The sequence below is a fragment of the Luteitalea sp. genome, from assembly GCF_022842525.1.
Taxonomy (GTDB): Bacteria; Acidobacteriota; Vicinamibacteria; order Vicinamibacterales; family Vicinamibacteraceae; genus Luteitalea.
The window spans coordinates 1-20,317 of record NZ_JALHPM010000124.1 but is presented as its reverse complement, the minus strand read 5'-3'; the positions used below and the strand labels follow the sequence as shown (position 1 = coordinate 20,317).

Sequence of the window (20,317 nt, the reverse complement as noted above, 5' to 3'; positions counted from 1 at the left end):
GAGCCGATGTCCTGGCCACGGAACTTGCCGTTCAGCATCGGCCCCCCGGACAGCACGATGGTCGGCAGGTCGACGCTGGTCGCCCCCATGACGCAGGCCGGCGTCGTCTTGTCGCAGCCGACCAGCAGGACCACGCCGTCGATCGGGTTGCCGCGAATCGACTCTTCCACGTCCATGCTCGCCAGGTTGCGGAACAACATGGCGGTGGGTCGCAGCTGCGTCTCGCCGAGCGACATCACGGGGAACTCGAGCGGGAAGCCGCCGGCCTCGTACACGCCGTGCTTGACGTGCTCGGCCAGGTCGCGGAAATGCGCGTTGCAGGGCGTCAGTTCCGACCAGGTGTTGCAGATGCCGATGATCGGTCGGCCGTCGAAGACATGATCGGGGTGACCCTGGTTCTTCATCCAGCTGCGATGGATGAAGGTGTTGCGGTCGATCCCCGAGAACCACGCCGCGCTCCGCCGCGCCCCTTTGCTGTGCTCTGCCATGGGGGAAACTCTCTCACGGATCGGGATCGGAACCGGGAACCGGGAACCGGGAACCGGGAACCGGGCATCGGGCATCGGGCACCGGGCACCGGGCACCGGGCACCGGGCACCGGGCACCGGGCATCGGGCATCGGGAGTGGGTCCCGAGCGCGCCTGGGTGCGTCGTACGATCAGACGCCAATGCGGTGGTCCTTCGCCTTGCTCCTCGTGATTCCCCTGACCACCGGTTCCGGGTGGGAGGTGCTGCGCTACCGCGGCATCGCGCCGCACGTGATCACGTTCGGGGCGGACGGCCTGCGGGTCGAGGTGAACGCCTCGGCTGCCCCCCTCGTGTACCCGCTCGACTCGCCGCAGTGGGTGCGGGGCCTGCACGCGGAGGGGCGGATTGCCGGAGCCGTGCGGACCGATGCCCAGCGCCAGGGCCAGCGCGGAGCGGACGACTATGCCCTGCGCGTCGGGCTGGTCGAAGTGGGCACGCGCCGGCCCGGCTGGCTCGAGCGCAAGATGGCGCCCGCGTGGGTCCAGCGCCTGTTCGCGCTGGCACCGCCACACATGGGCGTGGCCGGCATCCGCTTCTTCAACGTGGCCCTGTCGCCATCGCAGGTCGGCCAGTCGCGGCAGCATCCCGCCAGCGCGTTGATCAGCGAGCGCGTGGTCGCCGCGCCCGACGCCACTGGCCGGTTCACGGTGGCGGTCGACCTCGACGCTCCCATCGAGACCGCTGCGGTCTGGATCAGCGTGGACGGCGACGACACCGCTTCACGCTTCACGCTGACGCTCCCTCGCCTCGAACTGCGCCTGGCCGACCGGCCGACGGACGGCCGGCCGAGATAGGGCGCCGAGGCGGGCGGGCCGCCGTGGCAGGTAGACTCCCGTCCATGCGTGTCCATGCTCTCCTCGCCCTGGCGTGCGGCCTGGCCGCCTCGCCGGCCCTTGCCCAGTCGACCGCCGACAGTCTCTACCGGATGCAGGACGTGCAGACGCGCTGGATCAGCCCGGAGAACCCGACGGGGGCGCGTAGTGCGGGGGGCACGGTCAACAAGGGCGCCAAGGGCGCGGCGTTCATCGTCGTGCCCCCGGGCGCGAGCGTGGATTTGGCCGACATCCGCGGGGCCGGCATCGTCCATCGCATCTGGATCAGCGGCACCATCCCGCGCAACGCCGAGCAGCGTCGACTGGTGCGCCTCGAGATGTACTGGGACCGGGCGGCCACGCCCGCGGTCGATGCCCCGATTGGTGACTTCTTCGGGATCGGGCTCGGCCTGGCGGTGCCGTTCGAGAGCGCGCTGTTCCAGAACCCCGAGGGACGGTCGTTCAACATGACGGTGCCGATGCCCTTCCGCACGGCCGCCCGCATCCGGCTGGTGAACGAGGCGCCGTCGTACGCCCTGGTCTGGTACGACATCAACTACAGCGAGGTCACCTCACACGCCGCCGATGTTCTCTACTTCCACGCCACCTGGAGACGCGACCTGGCGACGACGCCGGGGACGGACTTCGAGCTGCTGCCGCGTGTGCAGGGCCGGGGCCGCTATCTCGGCACCAACGTCGGCGTGATCGGCGGCCACGAGGCGTATCGCGGCACGTGGTTCGGCGAGGGCGAGGTGAAGGTGTTCCTCGACGGCGACACGACGCAGCCGACCCTGGCCGGCACGGGCACCGAGGACTACATCGGGACGGGCTGGGGACAGGGCCGCTACGCCGGGCGCTACTTCGGGTCGCTGGTGGCCGACGACGCGCGCGATCTGTACGCCTTCTATCGCTTCCATCTCGACGACCCGGTGTTCTTCCACCAGGCGTGCCGCGTCACGCTGCAGCAGATGGGCAACGCGCCGATCGCGAAGGTCCGGGCGATGCTGGCCGCAGGCGTCCCCGCCATCCCCGTGCTGGTGCTCGACCTGAAGGGCCAGAACGTGATGGACATGCGGACGACCGCGCCGGACATCCACCTGCTGCTCGACGCGCCGGGCCTGCCGCCGTTCACCGACGCCTCGCATCCCCAGGGCGGCGTCAACTACTACCGCAGCGACGACGTCTCGGCGACGGCGTACTTCTACCTCGATCGCCCCGAGAACGGCCTGCCGCCGCTGGCCCCGGCCGCACTCCGGATCCAGAACCTGAAGGACCGCGTGTGGACCGAGCCGCAGCGGTAAGGACCGGCCTGCAGGACACGTCCCGCGGCTACAGGAGGAAGCCGGCGATGGTCGCCGTGACGAAGTTGGCCAGCGTGCCGGCCATCATGGCCCGGAAGCCGAGCCGGGCGAGGTCGCTGCGCCGCTGCGGCGCCAGCGCGCCGATGCCACCGACCTGCATGCCGATCGAGCTGAAGTTGGCAAAGCCGCACAGCGCGAAGGTGGCGATCGTGAACGATCGCGGGTCCAGCGTCGCCTTCATGGTGCCGAGCTGCGAGTAGGCGACGAACTCGTTCAGCACCATCCGCGTGCCGAGGAGGTTGCCAATCGACCCGGCGTCCTGCCACGGCACGCCCATGCTCCACGCGATGGGCGCGAACACCCAGCCGAAGATCTGCTGGAGGCTCAGCCCGGCCAGCCCGAGCAGGGCGTTGACCAGGGCGATCAGGGCCAGGAACGAGATGAGCATGGCGCCGACGTTGAGAGCCAGCATCAGCCCTTCGGAGGTACCCCGGCCGGCCGCATCGATGATGTTGACGTCGGTGCGCTCGGTCTCCAGCGTGACCGACCCCATCGTCTCCGGCACCTGCGTTTCGGGGACGAACATCTTGGCCATCATCAGCGTGCCCGGCGCCGTCATGATCACGGCCGTCAGCAGATGCTGCGCCTCGATGCCGAACAGCACGTAGGCCGCCATGATGCCGCCCGAGATGTGCGCCATGCCGGAGGTCATCACCGTCATCAGCTCCGACTGGGTCATCTTCGCGAGGTACGGGCGAATGGTGAGCGGCGCCTCGGTCTGCCCCATGAAGATGCTGGCCGCCACGTTGAGGGTCTCGGCACCACTCGCCTTCATCACGAAGCGCATGCCGACGGCGAACACCCGCACGACCAGCTGCATCACGCCGAGGTAGTAGAGGATGGCGAAGAGCGAGGCGATGAAGATGATCGTCGGCAACACCTGGAAGGCGAACAGCACCGAGTAGCGCGCGCCCTCCTCGCCGAGGGCCCCCGTCATCACACGCGGCCACACCGTCTTGTCGCCGAGCGGGCCGAAGACGAACGCCGACCCGACGCTGCCGAAGTCGAGCAGCCAGTTGATGCCCCGCCCCGCCGCCGCGAACGCATCACGCCCCGGCGTCGTCCGCAGCACGATCAGGGCGATGACGATTTGCAGACCGAGTCCCCACGCCACGGTCTTGCGGTCGATGGCCTTCCGATCGCTCGACCACGCGAACGCGATGGCGAGCAGGACCAGCAGGCCGACCAGCGACTGGACCTTCGGAGCACTGGCCACGTAGGCAATGCCCGCGGCCACCGCCGCCGCGGCCAGCATGCTGCCGAGAATGACGACGTCCTCCCGGCGCCACGGGGCGCGGGCGGGGGTCGGAACAGATGGGTGAGTCACAGCGCGCGAGTATACCTAAGCTGGTCCCTTGGCACGCGCATTGCTCGCGTCTCCCGCATGGCTGACGGGGGGGCTCCGAGATGAGCTGGTGGCGCGACAGGTCGCTCACACTGGTGCTGCTGGCGCTCTTCGCGGTGTGCACGGCGGGCCAGGCCGTTACCGGCTGGCTCGAGTACAACGGGGAGCGTGAAGCGCATGGGCAGTCGACCAGCACGCTGCCCGGCTATCTGGCGACCGGACATCCGTGGGCGGCGCTGTTCGAGAACTGGGAAAGCGAGTTCCTGCAGATGGCGGCCTTCGTCCTGCTGACCACGCGCCTCGTACAGAAGGGGTCGCCGGAGTCACGCCGGCGCGGCGTGCGCGAAGCCGTCGACGCCGACCCGCGCGATCATCAGTACGCCCCGGGCGCGCCATGGCCCGTGCGACGGGGCGGGTTCGTCGCCCGGCTCTATGCACACTCACTGAGCCTCGCCCTGCTGCTGTTGTTCACCGCGTCGTGGGTGGGACATGTGCTGGGAGGACTGGCGGCCTTCCGCGCCGACGCGGTAGCCCACGGACAGCCACCGCCCGCGCTCGGGGCCTATCTCGCGTCGCCACGCCTCTGGTTCGAGTCGCTGCAGAACTGGCAGAGCGAGTTCCTGTCGATCGCCGCCATGGTCTGGCTGTCGGTCTACCTGCGCGAGCGTCGCTCGCCCGAATCCAAGCCGGTCCACGCGGCACATGACGAGCACGACTGACCCACGGCCCCCGGGCTGCGATACGCTCGGCAGCCATGCCGGCGTGCGTCCTCCGTGCCTTGTCCGCCCTCGCCCTGACGGTCGCCGCACCGGCGGCCGCCTGGCAGCGCCCCGCCTTCGATCTCGAAGCGTTGCCGCATGCCCCGCGATCGGTCGTCGCGTACCGCACCGCGGTGCCGCTGACCATCGACGGACGCCTCGATGACCCGGCGTGGCAGGCCACCGCCTGGTCGGCCCCGTTCGTCGACATCGATGGCGTGCGCCCCGTCCGCCATGCCACGCGCATGAAGGTCCTCTGGGACGATCAGGCGCTCTACATCGCGGCACAGCTCGAGGAGCCCGATCTCTGGGCCACGATCACGACTCGTGATGCGGTGATCTTCCAGGACGACGACTTCGAGGTGTTCCTCGATCCGGGCAACGACACGCACGCCTACTACGAGCTGGAGGTCAACGCGCTCGGCACGGCCTGGGACCTCTTCCTGGTGAAGCCCTACCGCGATGGCGGACCGGCGCTGCACGCCTGGGACATCGCCGGGTTGCGCGTGGCCGTGGACGTGCGCGGCACGCTGAACCGTCCCGGCGACCGCGACGAGGGCTGGACGGTGGAACTCGCCCTGCCCTGGGAGACCCTGCGCGAGGCCGCACCGGAACGCCGTGCGCCGCGCGATGGCGAGCAGTGGCGCCTGAACTTCTCGCGCGTCGAGTGGACGATGGACGTGGTGGACGGCCGCTACCGGAAGCGTCTCGATCCCACCACGGACAAGCCGCTCCCCGAGGACAACTGGGTGTGGAGTCCGCAGGGCGCGATCGACATGCACATGCCCGAGCGCTGGGGCGTCGTCCAGTTCAGCGACGCCGTGGCCGGGTCACGCGTGGTCCCGTTCGTCGAAGACCGCAACGACCGGGTGCGCTGGGCACTGCGGCGGCTCTACTACCGGCAGCGTGCTCATCGCGCGGCACATGGGCGGTATGCGCCCGACCTGGCCACGATCCGCAGTGACGAGATCCGGGTCGACGGGCTCGCGTTTCTGCCCGTCATGTCGGCCACCGCGTCGCAGTTCGAGATCGTCGCGCCCGGCTTCGACGGGACCATGGTGCACCTGGTGCAGGACGGCCGGGTCTCGGTAAGGCCGGCACCAGGCCCGCGCCCCACACCGTAGCGGGGCTTTCACGCGTCGGGCGGTCCGGGAGTGACGACGGGCGATGCTGCGCTCGTCTCGATTCGCTGCAACGCCTGATCCTCACCCTCCACGGGCGAAGACGCCTGCGGCGCGCTCGACGCCGCACCGGCGGCCCCGTGCACGGGCTCGTGCAGTTTCGCCGAGAGGCGCGCCGCGTGACGCTCGGCCTGCTCGCGCGTCTTGTGCACGGCCGCGCCGGCGCCCTCGCGCATGAGTTGCCCATCTCGCACCACCGTCCACGCCGCCCCTTGCTGCAGCACGCGAATCATGTGCGCTCCGCCCTCACCGCGCAGCGATGTCCACCCGCACACGCCCGTGCCACGGCGAGACGATCTCCGCGGCCAGCCGCTCGGCCTCGCGCACCGTGCGCATGGGCAGGTCGAGCACGCGCTCGCCGCGGTAGTTGAAGATGCCGAACCCCGTGTCGACAGGGCGCACCACGACGTCGCCCACCACGACAGGCGCCTCGGGTGACTCCGTCTCGGGGGCAGACGATGCGGTGGCCGGGTCGAGCAGGTGGGGAGACATGGGCTGGTTCACGGTGTGTGGCGACCTTTCCGCCATACCGTCGTAAGAGCACAGGACGTGCCAGATTTCTTGGCCACCGTGAACCAGATGAGCCTTCCGGGGTACTAATGCAGCATGTCCCTCGGTTCCCTCGCCTCGCTTCCGGTCCCGCTCGCGCTCGGCCTCGTGGTGCTCACCGCCACGCCGGGGGTCGCCCAGAGTCCCGTGCCACCGCCGGCGACCACCCCGTCCCCACGCGTGGTGCAGCCCGGGGCGGGCCCCGCCCCAGCCACCGCGGAGACGTCGTCGGAGGCCGTGAAGCTGCCCGTCCGACGCGTGGTGCTCTACAAGAGCGGGGTCGGGTACTTCGAGCACGTCGGTCGCGTCCGCGGGGATCAGGCGGTCTCGATCGACCTCACGAGCGGCCAGCTGGACGACGTGCTGAAGTCCCTCACGACGACTGACCTCGGCGACGGGAGGGTCACGGGCATCACGTTCAACTCGACGGCGCCGCTCGAGCAGCGGCTGCGGACGCTGGGGCTTCCGCTCGGCGCGACCACCTCCCCTGCCGACCTGCTGCAGGCGCTGCGCGGCGCCCGGGTCGAGGTGCAGGGCAGCGGCGCCGCGACGTCGGGCCGCGTGTTGAGTCTGCAGGAACGACAGCGGACCGAGGATGACGTCACCGAGCAGGTGCAGGAGCTGACGATCGTCACGGACACGGGCGTCGTGCGGACGTTCACGCTCGGGCCTGGGCTGGGCGTCCGCCTCCTCGAGGCGGAGATGCGCGGCGAGCTGACGCAGTACCTCGATCTCGTCGGGTCGGCTCGGGCGCAGGATGTGCGGCGCCTGCGCATCGGCACGTCGGGTACGGGGGCACGCGACCTGTTCGTCAGCTATGTCAGCGAAGTGCCGGTGTGGAAGTCCACGTACCGGCTCGTCATCCCGACCACGGCAGGCCGGACGCCGTTCCTGCAGGGATGGGCCATCGTCGACAACACGCTCGGCGAGGATTGGGCAGACGTCGAGCTCTCGCTGGTCGCGGGAGCTCCGCAGTCCTTCGTCCAGCAGGTCTCGCAGCCGCTCTACACGCGACGGCCGGTCGTGCCACTGCCGCAGACGGCGATGCTGACGCCGCAGACGCACGACGGCACCATGACGGCCGAAAAGGCCGCGGCCGACGCGGTCATGGGCGGCATCCCGGGGGGCGCGCTGGGTGGCGTCGTCGGTGGGCTGCCGAGCGCGCCGCCGCCGCCCCCCGCACCGGCGCCGTCATCGGCGCAGTTCCGAGTCGAACGGGCCTCGACCAACGAGGTCGAGGAGCGCCTGAGCCGGACGCCCGCGGCGGCCACGGGCGCGGACCTCGGCGACCTCTTCGAGTACAAGCTGACCCAGCCCATCACCGTCCGGCGCAATCAGTCGGCGCTCGTGCCGATCGTGCAGGCCCCGGTGACGGTGGAGCGGGTCTCGCTGTGGAGTGCCGGATCGCGGCTGACGCATCCCCTGCGCGCCGTGTGGCTGACCAACGACACCGGGCTGACGCTCGACGGGGGCAGTGTGTCGCTGGTCGAGGGCGGGGCCTTTGCCGGTGAAGGTCTGATCGACGCCATCCAGCCGAAGGAGCGCCGCCTCGTGTCGTACGCGGTCGATCTCGCGGGGCGCGTGACCACCGCATTCGATGGCGGTCCGCGGCGCATCAGTCGCATCCGCATCGCACGCGGGGCCTTCGTCCAGACCGTGCAGGAACGCGGCACGACGACCTACACGATCCGCAACGAGGACGCGGCGCCGCGCACCTTCGTCGTCGAGCACCCGAAGCGCGACGGGTTCACGCTCGCCACGGGTACGCCGGCCCCGGCCGAGACCGGCCCATCACAGTACCGCTTCCGGGTCGTGGTGGCGCCACGGGCCTCACAGGACCTGAAGGTCGACGAGGTGCACGAGGTGGAGTCGCGCGTGGCGGTGACCACGATCACGAGCGAGCAGGTCGCGCTGATTCTGCAGGGGCGCAGTCAGGACACGACGCTCGAGCCGCAGCTGCGTGCCGTGATGGCGCAGAACGCGGAGGTCGCGCGGCTGAAGACGGCCCTGCGGGATCGACGCGCCGAAATCGAGCGGATCGAGCAGGACCAGACCCGCGTGCGCGAGAACCTGGCGGCGCTCAAGACGAGCGCCGAGGAACGGCAGCTCGTGGCGCGCTACGCCACGCAGCTGAACGTCCAGGAGGATCGTCTCGTGGTGCTGCGCAAGGAGATCGAGGACCTCGAGGGGCAGCGCGGCAAGGCGCAGGACGATCTCGTGCGCCTCGCCAACGCCGTCACCCTCGACGTCACGATGCCGTGAGGTTGGGAGGGACCGCGCGCCCTAGCGGAAGACGCGACCGACGCCGAAGTACGTGCGCCAGCGCCCGTCGAACCCGGAAGCCCCCGCGAGGACGACCGGTCCGACGATCGTGTCCAGGATGACGCCGACGCTGGCATTGGTGCGCCAGCTCGCCGCGGACCATTCGTCGAACGCGTCGCCGTTCTCGATCCAGCCCCCGGCGTACACAGGGCCGCCGAGGAAGTCCGGCAGGCGGCCGAGCTGACGCAGATAGCCGCCGCCGCCGACCCACGAGTGCTTGCCGAGGATCTCGCCGGGCGAATACGCGCCGAGCCTGAACGGCGCGCCCAGGCCGAAGGCAGCCGTCGGCGCCGGTTCGCCGTCCAGCGTCGCGGACACGCCGCCGAACGTGAACACGCGTCCCGCCTTGCCGACGGACCAGAACGACGTGTGCGACGTCTGCAGCTGCGTGAAGGAGGCCGACCGCTGGACGGTCGTGCGATCGATGGAGATGTCCGGCGCGTCGAACGCGTGGGACAGCCGGACGACGGAGGCGATCCCACGCGTCGGCACGACGGGGCTGTCCTGGGTGTCCAGGCGCCACGTCAGGTCGGTGCCCGAGTCGCGCCCCGCCACTTCCGGCAGGTCGGGATTGCCGACTTCGATACGTGCCGTCGTGCGCCCGAGGTACACGCCGAGGCGGACGTCGCTGCGCGCGCCGACGTTGACGCCGAGATTGGCGCCGGCACGGGTCGTGACGAGACCGTATCGACCGATCACGGTGTCGTCCTCGATGAAGTTGGCCGTCCCGGTGACCAGGCCCGCGTACGGTGCCACGAACAGCGGCGACCGCCCGATGGGGCGATACCACTCCGCGGCCACGCCGGGATCGGATCCGAGCGTGCCGTCGAGGCGCAGTTCCGATCCCGATCCGAAGAGGTCGAACGCCAGGTACCGCGCGGTGGTGGTGATGCGGAAGTCGTTCGACGTGGTGTTCTCGAGATTGACGCCGAGCATCATGAACGGCGGCGCATAGGCCTTGGGTCGCCCACGTACCAGCAGCCCGGGCTGTCCGCCTTCGTTGCGGGTCGTGCGCCAGGTGATCGTCTCGTAGCGGTCGAGGCCGGTCAGCTCGGCGAGGTCTTCCTCGATGGCGGCGATGTCGAGGGCGACGCCGACATGCCGGGCCAGCAGTCGTTCGAGGCGCTCGGCATCGTTGTCGCCAAAACCCTCGATGCGCACGAAGGTGGGCGCCGGCACGTCCGTTCGGCGGCGCGCCTGGCGCGCCTGCACCCAGGTCGCGAACTCGGCCTCGCTGACCGCCAGGGGCAGCAACTGATCGCGCATCGCCTCGGCGGCGCGATAGCCCTCCTCGACGAGGTCGGCAGCGCGCCGCCAGTCGAGCGAGCCGTACTTCGACAGCGGGACGTTGATCACCACATCGGCCGAGGCGATCGACTTGCGCGTGGACGCGCGCATCATGGCGTCGAGGGTCGACCCGGCCAGGCCGAGCAGCGTGTAGCTCAGACTCTCGCGATCGCCCAGGTCGCCGACGTTGATGGCGATGACCTGGTCGGCCCCCATGGATTTCACCACGTCGGCCGGGACGTTGTTCATCGCCCCGCCATCGACCAGGACGTGGCCTTCCATCGTGACCGGCGGAAAGATCAGCGGGATCGACATCGTCGCGCGCATCGCGTCGGCGAGCGAGCCGCGACGCAGGACGACCTGGGAGGCCGTGACGAGATCGACGGCGACCGTGCGGAACGGCGTCGGCAGGCTGTCGAAGCTCTCGAGCTCGTGATACGGCGCGGCGATGCGCCCGAGCAGGAGTTCGACGTACTCGCCGTTGTTGAGCGACGTGGGCGCGACGATGCCGCCCTTGAGGCCGAACTCGAGGCGGGAGGGATAGGCGCGGGCGTCGGTCTTGCGGCGGATGTTCTTGTACGCGAAGGTCGAGGCGCCGAACAGCTCGTCCCAGTTCATCGCATCCAGCAACCCCTGCAACTCGGCGGCGTCCATGCCGGTGGCGAAGGCCCCGCCGATGAGCCCGCCCATGCTCGTGCCGGCGGCGACGTCGACGGGAATCCGGTGCTCTTCGAGCCATCGGATGACGCCGACGTGCGCGATGCCTCGCGCGCTGCCGCCGCCGAACGCGACGCCGACGATGGGACGCCCCGCCGCCAGGGCGACCCGGGGCACGTCCGCGCCGATCGTGCTGACGCCGCCGACACTGCGGCCCGCCCGCTGGACTGGGGCAGCGCAGCCTGCCACCAGCACGATCCCCAGCACCGCCCCGATGATTCCGGACTCACGGTTCGCCATCCGCGCACCTCGCTGTGCGCGTCATGGCACCACACCTGAACTGCGAACGTCCACTACTTCGCCTGCAGGGTCCCGATGTACGCCGCGAGGTTCCGGGTGCGCAGCAGGGCGACGGTCTCGTCGCCACGACTCTTGAAGATCGGCCCCCACATCGGCATGTCGACCGACCCGTGCGCGGCCGGCATCTTGTCGCGTCCGAGGATCTGGTTCTCGACGCTGACCGCGTCGTACTTGCCGTACCGCTTCGCCATCGTGGTGAGATCGGGCACTGGTACCTTCAGCGCCGGCACCGCCGGGCCGCCCCCCTTGCCGGTGATCCCGTGGCAGACGGCGCAATACGCGAGGAAGTTGTCCTTGCCTTCCACGGAGACCAGCGCCTGGTATGTGCCCTGGCGGATGGTCGGCGCCTGACTGTGCGTGGTCGCGGCCATCCCGAGTGCCGAGATCACCACCACGGCGGTCGCCGCCAGTCCCGTGAACAGACGCACTGCGTGAGTCCTTGCCATGGGATCCTCCCCTCGAACATGACGCCCCGAGGCCGAACGGCCCCGCCAACTGCGTCGTGCTGCCCCGGGGCTCAGTGACTTGGTGCGCCCGACGAAGTTGCAAGGAGCTTGCCGTCCGGTCCGCGCACGGGCGACGCACTCCGCCGGTCGCTCGGGCGCGATGGAGGGCCCCTTCGAGGAAATTTCCGGAGCGTTGCGGGCGTTTCCGCAGTGCAGGGCCGCCCCGGGCGTGGTGACCGGCGCCCGGCCGTCACGGGTGAGCCGAGAGGCTCGTCACGAAGGCGACTTTGGTTATAGGATCATAAGTCGAATGACGACCGTGACCTTCGACCGGGACCCGTCCGTACCCCTCGCCACCAATCCCCACCTGCTCCGCTGGGTGGAGAAGATGCGCCACATGACCAGCCCCGCCGCCGTGCACTGGGTGGACGGGTCGCAGGAGGAGTACGACGCCCTCTGCGCGGGCATGGTCGAGACGGGCACGCTCACGAAGCTGAACGAGGACCTCTGGCCAGGCTGCTACTACGCCCGGTCCGACTCGTCGGATGTGGCGCGCGTCGAGCAGCGCACCTTCGTCTGCTCGCTCTCGCGGGACGCCGCCGGCCCGACCAACAACTGGGTCAACCCGTTCGAGATGCGCAAGACGCTGCGCGGCCTGTTCAAGGGCTGCATGGCCGGACGCACGATGTACGTGCTCGCCTACAGCATGGGCGAGGTCGGGTCCCCGATGTCGCAGATCGGCGTCCAGCTGACCGACTCGCCGTACGTCGTCGCGAGCATGCGCATCATGGCCCGCATCGGTCTGCCCGTCCTCCAGGAGATCGACCGCGATACCAAGCGCGTCGTCCCCTGCATGCACAGCGTCGGCATGCCGCTGCAGCCGGGCCAGAAGGACGTCCCGTGGCCGTGCAACGACCAGAAGTACATCGTGCACTTCCCGGAGACGCGCGAGATCTGGTCCTACGGCTCCGGCTATGGCGGCAACGCGCTGCTCGGCAAGAAGTGTTTCGGACTGCGCATCGCCTCGGCCATGGCGCGTGACGAAGGCTGGATGGCCGAGCACATGCTGATCCTCGGCGTCGAGGATCCGCACGGCGAGAAGACCTACGTCGCGGCGGCGTTCCCGAGCGCGTGCGGCAAGACCAATCTCGCGATGCTCGTGCCGCCCAAGGCGATGAAGGGCTGGACGGTCTCGACCATCGGCGACGACATCGCCTGGCTCAAGCCGGATGCCGAGGGCCGGCTGCGCGCCATCAACCCGGAGGCCGGCATGTTCGGCGTCGCCCCGGGGACGTCACTCAAGACCAACCCGAACGCGATGGCGACCATCGCGCGCAACACCATCTTCACCAACGTCGCGCTGACTCCGGAAGGCGGCGTGTGGTGGGAAGGCATGACGGCCGCGCCGCCCGAGGAGTGTCTCGACTGGCGCGGGCATCGCTGGACGCCGGAGATTGCGCACGAGACCGGCGCGACGGCCGCCCATCCCAACGCGCGCTTCACCGCCCCGATCGCGCAGTGCCCGATCATCGACCCCGGCTTCAACGACCCGCTCGGCGTGCCGATCAGCGCCATCATCTTCGGCGGGCGTCGCGCGACGACGATGCCGCTCGTGTACCAGGCGTTCAACTGGACGTCGGGCGTGTACATGGGCGCCACGATGGGGTCGGAGACGACGGCGGCGGCCGCCGGCGCGGTGGGCAAGGTCCGGCGCGATCCGATGGCCATGCTGCCCTTCTGCGGCTATCACATGGCCGACTACTTCCGGCACTGGATCACGATGCAGCGATCGCTGACCGAGACGCCGAAGATCTTCAACGTCAACTGGTTCCGCAAGGACGCCGAGGGCAAGTTCCTCTGGCCGGGGTTTGCCGACAACATGCGCGTCCTGCGCTGGGTGGTGGACCGCGTCCGCGGGCGCGTGCCGACCCGCGAGTCCGCCCTCGGCTGGATGCCGCGCTACCAGGACATCGACTGGCGCGGCCTCGAGTTCTCGGAGGCCGAGTTCGAGCAGCTGCAGGCCGTGGATCCGGTCCAGTGGCGCCGCGAGGTGATGGAGCACGAGGAGCTGTTCCTCCAGCTCCACTCGCATCTCCCCAAGGAGATGATCTACGAGCGCGAACTGCTGATCTGCCGCCTGTAGCCGGCTCGCGTCGAGCTGAAGCTCGACGCCTACACCTCATCGGGTAGGGCCGGCTCTCCGAGCCGGCCGTCACCGTCCGCCCTCAGCCCAGATCACTCGCCGGCTGGCGCGCGAAGTCGATCTCGGGCAGTTGCTGCACCGCGCGGCGCAGCGACGACTCCCACGACGTGTGAATCAGCGTGAGATCCGGGTCGCTGCCCTCGAGCCGGCGGTAGCGATCGACGGTCAGCGAATCCTTCCGGTACAGCAGCAGATCGATCGGCGGCCCGACGGTGCCGTGGGACCGCATCGTCGCGTCCAGTGACAGCAGCGCGTACTTGGCCGCGATCTCGAGCGGGGTGTCGCGCTCGATGCCGCGATCGAGAATCGGCCGGCCGTACTTGACCTCGCCCAGTTGCAGGTACGGCGAGTCCTCCGTCGCCTGCAGGGGATTGCCCTGCGGGTAGATCAGGTAGAGCGCAGGGTCCTCGCCGCGGATCTGCCCGCCGAGCAGCAGGTGGACGTTGAAGCTGTAGTTGTCGCGCTCGAGCGACGCGCGGTCCATTTCGGACACATGGCGCACCGTGTCGCCGACGATCCGCGCGGCGTGGTAGACCGACGGCGCCGTCGCCAGGCCCCGGCCGGCATCGAAGTCGGCCCGCAGCAACGACAGCACCGACTGGCTGATCGAGAGGCTGCCGCTCGTCAGGATGACGAACACCCGCTCACCCTCGATGATGAAGCGGTACATCTTGCGGCAGACGTTCACCTGGTCGTAGCCGGCGTTCGATCGCGAGTCGGAGGCCATCACCAGCCCCTCCGACGTCACGATACCCAGACAATAGGTCACTCGGTCCTTTCAGCCGCGACGACGGTGCGGCGTCGCCCCATCATACCGACCCCACGCGCACGATGGGCGCCGGAGCGACGGCACGAAACCTGCTTTTCCTGCCGCGTGCAGATTCGACTCGGCTACGACCTTCGCTTCGACGTGCCCGCGCCCACGGTGATGACGACCCTGCTGCACGTGCACCCCTCGCGCGTGCCGGACCTCATCGAGCCGGACGTGTTGCAGGTCGACCCGGCGGTGTCCGTCGAGAGCTATCTCGACCTCTTCGGCAATCGCGCTACACGCCTGCAGCTGCCCGCCGGCACGATCCGCTTGCAGACACAGGCGCTGATCGCCGATGGCGGCGCCCTCGACGCGCGAGATCCGACGGCCGTGCAGCACGCGGCGCACGAGCTGCCGCCCGAGGTTCTGCGCTACCTCATGCCGAGTCGCTATTGCGAAGTCGACCTGCTGGCCCCCATCGCGCTCGACCTCTTCGGCAACACCGAGCCCGGCTGGCCACGCGTCGAGGCGATCTGCAAGTGGGTACACGAGCGTGTCTCGTTTTCATACGCCACAGCTCGACCGACGCGAGGAGCGCTCGACGTGTTCACCGAACGCGTCGGCGTCTGCCGGGACTTCCAGCATCTGGCCATCACCTTCTGTCGGTGCCTGAACATCCCCGCCCGCTATGCCGCCGGCTATCTCGGCGACATCGGCGTCCCCGCCGCGCCGTATCCGATGGACTTCAGCGCGTGGTTCGAGGTCTACCTCGGCGGCCGCTGGTGGTCCTGCGATGCCCGCCACAACGCACGGCGCATCGGTCGTGTGCTGATGGCCACGGGCCTCGATGCCACCGATGCCGCCATCACCACCACCTTCGGCGCGGCGACGCTGACGCACTTCGAAGTGACCTCCGACGCCGTGCCGGACTCGCTGGCCGTCTCCGCGTAATCGCCATGACCGCCATCACCGTCGTCTCGCTCGGCCGTCTGGTGGCCGACCATATCCGCCTCGACCCCGTCGAGGCCTGCGCTCTCCTCGACCAGCTGTGGACACGCCTGGCGGGGACCCGTGACGGCGACGCCGCTCTCACGATCACCGTGCCGCCCCTGAATGCGGTGGGCATCACCGCCTTCGGGGACGTCGAAGTGCGCCAGGGCGCCCTCCGGACCCGGCCGGCCGTGCGCGCGCCGCAGGAAGTGGCCCGCGACCTCGGGCAGCTGCTGCTCCGCCTCCTGCAGTCCGGACGCACGACCCTCGCCTCGGCCGGACCGGCCTGCGTGGACGTGGCCCGACGCGCGACGGGCCGCGCCATGCCGACGCCAGGCGCGCCCGCGCTCGGCTCGCCGTCGGCCCTGCTGGCCGAACTGGATCGCTTCCGTCCGAACGATCCCTCGTCGGCCATCGCCAACGTCTACGCCCGGTGGATGCGCACCACCGATGGCGGCCGCGTCAGGCCTGACGCCGATCGGCCCTCGTCAGGAGACGACGGCAACCTGCTATAAAGCCACATGCTGATTCGGCTGGGATACGACATCGCCCTCTCGTTCCTGGCCCCCGCGCCGGTCACGGCCCTGCTGTCCGTGCACCCGTCGCGCTACGCGGACCTGCGGGAGCCCGACGTGGTGACGACGACGCCGGTCGTGCCCATCGAACAGTTCTTCGACCTCTTCGGCAACCGCATGTCCAGATTCGTGGCGCCCGCCGGCGAGATTCGTCTGCAGGGACGCACGCTGATCGAGGACACGGGGCTGCCCGATGCCGTGCACTGGGGCGCCCGGGAGATCCCCGTCGAACGGCTGCCGCCCGAGACGCTGCGCTACCTGCTCGGCAGCCGCTACTGCGAAGTCGAACTGCTGTCGCCGATCGCGGCAGAACTGTTCGGCCACGTGGCCCCCGGCTGGGCGCGGGTGCAGGCGATCTGCGACTGGGTGCACACGCGCGTCAGCTACTCGTTCGGCCAGTCGAGCCCGACGCGGACCGCGCTCGATGTGTTCACGGGGCGTGCCGGCGTCTGCCGGGACTTCCAGCACCTGGCCATCACCTTCTGCCGCGCGATGCACATCCCTGCCCGCTACGCGGCCGGATACCTCGGCGACATCGGCGTGCCCGCCGCGCCGATCCCGATGGACTTCAGCGCCTGGTTCGAGGTGTACCTCGAGGACCGCTGGTGGACGTTCGATGCCCGCCACAACACGCCCCGCCAGGGGCGCGTGCTCATGGCCACGGGCCTCGATGCCGCGGATGCAGCGCTGACCACGACGTACGGGGCCGCGACCCTCACCCACTTCGAGGTCGTGAGTGACGAAGTGCCGGCCGGCGCTCACCCCTTCGCCTAGTTTCTGAAGCGCCGACCGCCAGTCACGTCCGCTTCGTGCTCTGGCTCCCCTGCTGATCAGGCGCGGGCGCGGCGACCGCGCGGCGGCGCGTCGTCGCTGCGGGCGGCCGTGAGTCGCTCGGCGATCGCGGCGAAGCGGTCCTGCGGTCCCGTCCACTCCAGTGCGTCGACGTCGGCCACGATCGGGACGTCGTCGCGCAAGGTGGCCAGGGTGCGGAACAGGAAGGCCTCGTCGCGCTGGGCGGCGAGATGTCGCGCGAGCGCGGCAGGATTGGCGGGATTGGCGGTCCAGGTGCGGTAGTCGGCCGGGATGGCCTCGAGATGGCCGTAGCGTGCCAGCATCACCGCCGCCGACTTCGCGCCCCACCCGCGTACCCCGGGGTAGCCGTCGGCGGCATCGCCGACCAGGGCGAGGTAGTCGGGGATCGACGTCGGCGGCACCCCGAACCTCGCCATGATGCCCGCGTCGTCCAGGGTCACGTTCGTCCGGCGATGGACCTGCACGACGCGCGATCCGCGCACGCACTGCGCCAGGTCCTTGTCCGGCGAACAGACATGGACCTGCTGCACACGCGGGTCGGCCGCCGCCACCCGGGCCGCGGTCGCCAGCGCATCGTCGGCCTCGAACGCGATCATCGGCCAGACGACGAAGCCGGCCGCCTCAAGGACGTCCTCGAGCAGCGGAAACTGCGACCACAGGTCGGCCGGGATGCCGGCCCCGGTCTTGTAGCCGGGCCAGAGGTCGTTGCGAAAGGATTCGATGACGTGATCGGTCGCCACGCCGATGTGGGTCGCGCCGCGGCGCACCATCGCCAGCAGCGAGTGGACCACGCCGCGCACGGCGGCGACCTCCTGCCCGTCGCGGTCGCGGGCCGGCGGCACCGCGTGATAGTGCCGGAACAGCTCGTAGGTGCCGTCGATCAGATGGACGTCCATGCCGGAGCGCCTCAGGGCCTGGACGGATCGAAGTGCCGGCGCAGGCGCGATCCGTAGGCGGCGTAGTCGTGCTGGAACCGATCCGAGGCGGCGGCAAACGCCGTGACGCGCTGCATGAACCGGGTCTCGAACATGAAGGCGAGGGTGGCCTCGAGCTTGTGCGGGTGCAGGTCGGCGGTGCTGGCGGCTTCGAAGGCGTCGACGTCGGGGCCGTGCGGCAGCATCGTGTTGTGGAGGGAGCACCCGCCGGGCACGAAGCCCTGCGGTTTGGCATCGTAGCGGCCGTACACGAGGCCCATGAACTCGCTCATCACGTTCATGTGGTACCAGGGAGGCCGGAAGGTGTTCTCGGCAACCGCCCAGCGCTCGGGAAAGACGACGACATCGACGTTGGCCGTACCCGGCGTCTCGGACGGCGACGTCAGCACCGTGAAGATCGACGGGTCGGCGTGGTCGAAGAGGATCGGTCCGACGGGAGAGAAGCGGCGGAGGTCGTACTTGTACGGCGCGTAGTTGCCGTGCCAGGCTACGACGTCGAGTGGCGAATGATCGAGGTCGGCGGTCCAGAGCGCGCCGCCCCACTTCACGAACATCCGTGACGGGACGTCGCGATCCTCGTACGCCGCGACCGGGGTCAGGAAGTCGCGCGGATTGGCCAGGCAGTTGGCGCCGATCGGACCGCGTTCGGGGAGCGTGAATGCGCCGCCGTAGTTCTCGCAGAGGTACCCGCGCGCCGGGCCGTCGCGCAGTTCCACGCGCAGCTTGACGCCACGCGGGATCACCGCCAGCTCTCCCGGCGCGATGTCGATGATGCCGAACTCGGTCCAGAGCCGCAGGGCCCCCTCCTGCGGCACGAAGAGCAGTTCCCCGTCGGCGTCGTAGAAGTACTCGTCCACCATCGAGCGCGTGATCAGGTAGACGTGGGCGCCCATGCCGGCCTGTGCGCCCGCGTCGCCTGCGGTGGTCATCGTGCGGACGCCTTCGAGGAAGGACTGCGGCGTCTCGGGCAGCGGCAGCGGATCCCAGCGCATCGGCCCGATCGGCACGTCCACCTCGTGCGCCGGGGCCGTGCGCCAGAGGCCGAGGTCCGCCTGGCGACAGGGCCCCCAGTGCTGCAGCGTCGGGCGGATGCGGTAGAGCCACGACCGTTCATTGCTGGCGCGCGGGGCCGTGAACGGCGATCCCGACAACTGCTCGGCATACAGACCGTAGGCGCACCGTTGCGGGGAGTTGCGCCCGATCGGCAGCGCCCCGGGCAGGGCCTCGGTCTCGAAGCCATTGCCGAACCCGGACAGGTACGCGACGGGGCCAGACTGGCCGGCGGCCAGGGCAGGGGTCACGGTCATGGCGGTCTCCTCCGGCACTCAGGTACCACATATGATCGCGGAGATGCCACACCTCTTCACGCCACTCACGCTCCGCGGGGCGACCCTGCCCAACCGTGTCTTCGTCTCGCCGATGTGCCAGTACTCGAGCGAGGACGGCGTGGCCACCGACTGGCATCTCGTGAACCTCGGGAGCTTCGCGGTCGGCGGCGCCGGACTGGTGCTGTGCGAGGCCACGGCCGTCACCGCCAATGGCCGGATCAGCCCGCAGGATCTCGGCATCTGGCAGGACGGACACGTGGAGGGCCTGGCGCGTCTGACACGCTTCGTCGCCGAACAGGGGGCCGTGCCCGGCATCCAGCTGGCCCATGCCGGACGCAAGGCCAGTACGCGACGGCCGTGGGACGGTCGGGGCACGGTGTCGCCCGAGGAGGGCGGCTGGCTCGATGTCGTCGGCCCCAGTGCCCTGGCGTTCAACGACCACTACCCGCAGCCGCAGGCGCTGACGCTGGACGGCATCCGCGCGGTCGTGGAGGCGTTCGCCGATGCCGCCGCGCGCGCCTGGGACGCCGGCTTCCGGGTCGCCGAGGTGCACGCGGCCCACGGCTACCTGCTGCATCAGTTCCTGTCGCCGATCAGCAACCGGCGTGACGACGACTATGGCGGGACGTTCGAGAACCGCTGTCGCCTCACGCTCGAGGTCGTGCGCGCCGTGCGACGCCGGTGGCCCGACGCCGCCCCGCTCTTCGTCCGCGTCTCGGCCACCGACTGGGTCGAAGGCGGCTGGCACGTGGACGAGTGCGTGGACCTGGCCCGCCGCCTCGCCGCCGAGGGGGTCGACCTGGTCGACTGCTCGTCGGGCGGCAACGCCTCACACCAGCAGATTCCGGTCGCGCCGGGGTACCAGGTGCCGTTCGCGAGCCGGATTCGTCGCGACGCCGGTGTGCCGACCGGCGCCGTCGGCCTCATCACCGACCCGCAGCAGGCCGACGAGATCGTCGCGACCGGGCAGGCCGACGCCGTCCTGCTCGCACGCGAGTTGCTGCGCGACCCGCACTGGCCCCTGCGGGCCGCGCACGCGCTCGGCCATGTCGTGTCGTGGCCAGCGCAGTACGCGCGCGCCGCGACCGGCACCGTGCCGCCGCGGCAGCCCTGGAC

19 protein-coding genes are annotated in these 20,317 nt (G+C 70.0%); 10 read left to right on the top strand and 9 right to left on the bottom strand.

The window, feature by feature from the left end; genetic code table 11:
- On the bottom strand, positions 1-488 hold a 488-nt coding region (locus tag Q0C41_RS21010), incomplete at its 3' end, for a dihydroxy-acid dehydratase (RefSeq protein ID WP_291987139.1).
- A gap of 180 nt (positions 489-668) precedes the next feature.
- Here Q0C41_RS21010 and Q0C41_RS21005 point away from each other — a divergent pair.
- Both Q0C41_RS21005 and Q0C41_RS21000 read left to right on the top strand, forming a co-directional pair.
- Positions 669-1,322, top strand: coding sequence for a hypothetical protein (locus tag Q0C41_RS21005; protein ID WP_291987137.1), 654 nt, complete (start codon positions 669-671; stop codon positions 1,320-1,322).
- Positions 1,323-1,366: 44 nt separating this feature from the next.
- Positions 1,367-2,641 carry a glycoside hydrolase family 172 protein gene (locus Q0C41_RS21000; protein ID WP_291987135.1) on the top strand — a complete coding sequence of 425 codons (1,275 nt, stop codon included), beginning with the start codon at positions 1,367-1,369 and terminating at the stop codon, positions 2,639-2,641.
- A gap of 28 nt (positions 2,642-2,669) precedes the next feature.
- Here the strand turns inward: Q0C41_RS21000 and Q0C41_RS20995 are convergent, their stop codons facing one another.
- On the bottom strand, positions 2,670-4,028 hold the full coding sequence (locus tag Q0C41_RS20995; RefSeq protein WP_291987133.1) for a NupC/NupG family nucleoside CNT transporter: 1,359 nt from the start codon (positions 4,026-4,028) through the stop codon (positions 2,670-2,672).
- 80 nt (positions 4,029-4,108) lie between these two features.
- Between Q0C41_RS20995 and Q0C41_RS20990 the strand changes: the two genes are divergently transcribed.
- A complete protein-coding gene (locus tag Q0C41_RS20990; RefSeq protein WP_291987130.1) occupies positions 4,109-4,765 on the top strand; it encodes a DUF6766 family protein in 657 nt (218 codons plus the stop codon).
- A gap of 59 nt (positions 4,766-4,824) precedes the next feature.
- Entirely contained in the window at positions 4,825-5,928 is a 1,104-nt protein-coding gene (locus tag Q0C41_RS20985) for a carbohydrate-binding family 9-like protein (RefSeq protein ID WP_291987128.1), read from the top strand.
- Between the two features lie 8 nt (positions 5,929-5,936).
- Here the strand turns inward: Q0C41_RS20985 and Q0C41_RS20980 are convergent, their stop codons facing one another.
- Together Q0C41_RS20980 and Q0C41_RS20975 are read right to left on the bottom strand one after the other, a co-directional pair.
- The gene (locus Q0C41_RS20980; protein ID WP_291987126.1) at positions 5,937-6,218 is read right to left on the bottom strand and encodes a hypothetical protein; all 282 of its coding nucleotides are present in this window, start codon (positions 6,216-6,218) and stop codon (positions 5,937-5,939) included.
- A 13-nt stretch (positions 6,219-6,231) separates the two neighbouring features.
- Positions 6,232-6,477 carry a hypothetical protein gene (locus tag Q0C41_RS20975; RefSeq protein ID WP_291987124.1) on the bottom strand — a complete coding sequence of 82 codons (246 nt, stop codon included), beginning with the start codon at positions 6,475-6,477 and terminating at the stop codon, positions 6,232-6,234.
- 114 nt (positions 6,478-6,591) lie between these two features.
- Here Q0C41_RS20975 and Q0C41_RS20970 point away from each other — a divergent pair, with 114 nt between their 5' ends.
- Positions 6,592-8,796, top strand: coding sequence for a hypothetical protein (locus Q0C41_RS20970; protein WP_291987123.1), 2,205 nt, complete (start codon positions 6,592-6,594; stop codon positions 8,794-8,796).
- Positions 8,797-8,817: 21 nt separating this feature from the next.
- Here Q0C41_RS20970 and Q0C41_RS20965 read toward each other — a convergent pair whose 3' ends face one another.
- Together Q0C41_RS20965 and Q0C41_RS20960 are read right to left on the bottom strand one after the other, a co-directional pair.
- Positions 8,818-11,100 carry a patatin-like phospholipase family protein gene (locus Q0C41_RS20965; RefSeq protein ID WP_291987121.1) on the bottom strand — a complete coding sequence of 761 codons (2,283 nt, stop codon included), beginning with the start codon at positions 11,098-11,100 and terminating at the stop codon, positions 8,818-8,820.
- A 53-nt stretch (positions 11,101-11,153) separates the two neighbouring features.
- Positions 11,154-11,606 carry a cytochrome c gene (locus Q0C41_RS20960; RefSeq protein WP_291987119.1) on the bottom strand — a complete coding sequence of 151 codons (453 nt, stop codon included), beginning with the start codon at positions 11,604-11,606 and terminating at the stop codon, positions 11,154-11,156.
- Positions 11,607-11,916: 310 nt separating this feature from the next.
- On the opposite strand from Q0C41_RS20960, the gene Q0C41_RS20955 reads away from it, so the two are divergent.
- Positions 11,917-13,749, top strand: coding sequence for a phosphoenolpyruvate carboxykinase (GTP) (locus tag Q0C41_RS20955; RefSeq protein WP_291987117.1), 1,833 nt, complete (start codon positions 11,917-11,919; stop codon positions 13,747-13,749).
- Positions 13,750-13,831: 82 nt separating this feature from the next.
- Here Q0C41_RS20955 and Q0C41_RS20950 read toward each other — a convergent pair whose 3' ends face one another.
- Positions 13,832-14,578 (bottom strand): hypothetical protein, encoded by a 747-nt coding sequence (locus tag Q0C41_RS20950; protein ID WP_291987115.1) that lies wholly within the window; start codon positions 14,576-14,578, stop codon positions 13,832-13,834.
- 105 nt (positions 14,579-14,683) lie between these two features.
- Between Q0C41_RS20950 and Q0C41_RS20945 the strand changes: the two genes are divergently transcribed.
- From Q0C41_RS20945 to Q0C41_RS20935, 3 genes are read left to right on the top strand one after another with little or no spacing between them, the layout of a single operon-like run.
- The gene (locus tag Q0C41_RS20945; protein ID WP_291987113.1) at positions 14,684-15,511 is read left to right on the top strand and encodes a transglutaminase family protein; all 828 of its coding nucleotides are present in this window, start codon (positions 14,684-14,686) and stop codon (positions 15,509-15,511) included.
- 5 nt (positions 15,512-15,516) lie between these two features.
- Positions 15,517-16,065 carry a hypothetical protein gene (locus tag Q0C41_RS20940; RefSeq protein WP_291987111.1) on the top strand — a complete coding sequence of 183 codons (549 nt, stop codon included), beginning with the start codon at positions 15,517-15,519 and terminating at the stop codon, positions 16,063-16,065.
- Between the two features lie 6 nt (positions 16,066-16,071).
- The gene (locus tag Q0C41_RS20935; protein WP_291987109.1) at positions 16,072-16,899 is read left to right on the top strand and encodes a transglutaminase family protein; all 828 of its coding nucleotides are present in this window, start codon (positions 16,072-16,074) and stop codon (positions 16,897-16,899) included.
- Between the two features lie 56 nt (positions 16,900-16,955).
- Here the strand turns inward: Q0C41_RS20935 and Q0C41_RS20930 are convergent, their stop codons facing one another.
- Together Q0C41_RS20930 and hmgA are read right to left on the bottom strand one after the other, a co-directional pair.
- A complete protein-coding gene (locus tag Q0C41_RS20930; protein ID WP_291987108.1) occupies positions 16,956-17,834 on the bottom strand; it encodes a 5'-3' exonuclease H3TH domain-containing protein in 879 nt (292 codons plus the stop codon).
- An 11-nt stretch (positions 17,835-17,845) separates the two neighbouring features.
- Entirely contained in the window at positions 17,846-19,180 is a 1,335-nt protein-coding gene (gene hmgA / locus Q0C41_RS20925; protein ID WP_291987106.1) for a homogentisate 1,2-dioxygenase, read from the bottom strand.
- A gap of 43 nt (positions 19,181-19,223) precedes the next feature.
- Here hmgA and Q0C41_RS20920 point away from each other — a divergent pair.
- The coding region (locus Q0C41_RS20920) for an NADH:flavin oxidoreductase/NADH oxidase (protein ID WP_291987104.1) at positions 19,224-20,317 on the top strand (1,094 nt) is incomplete at its 3' end.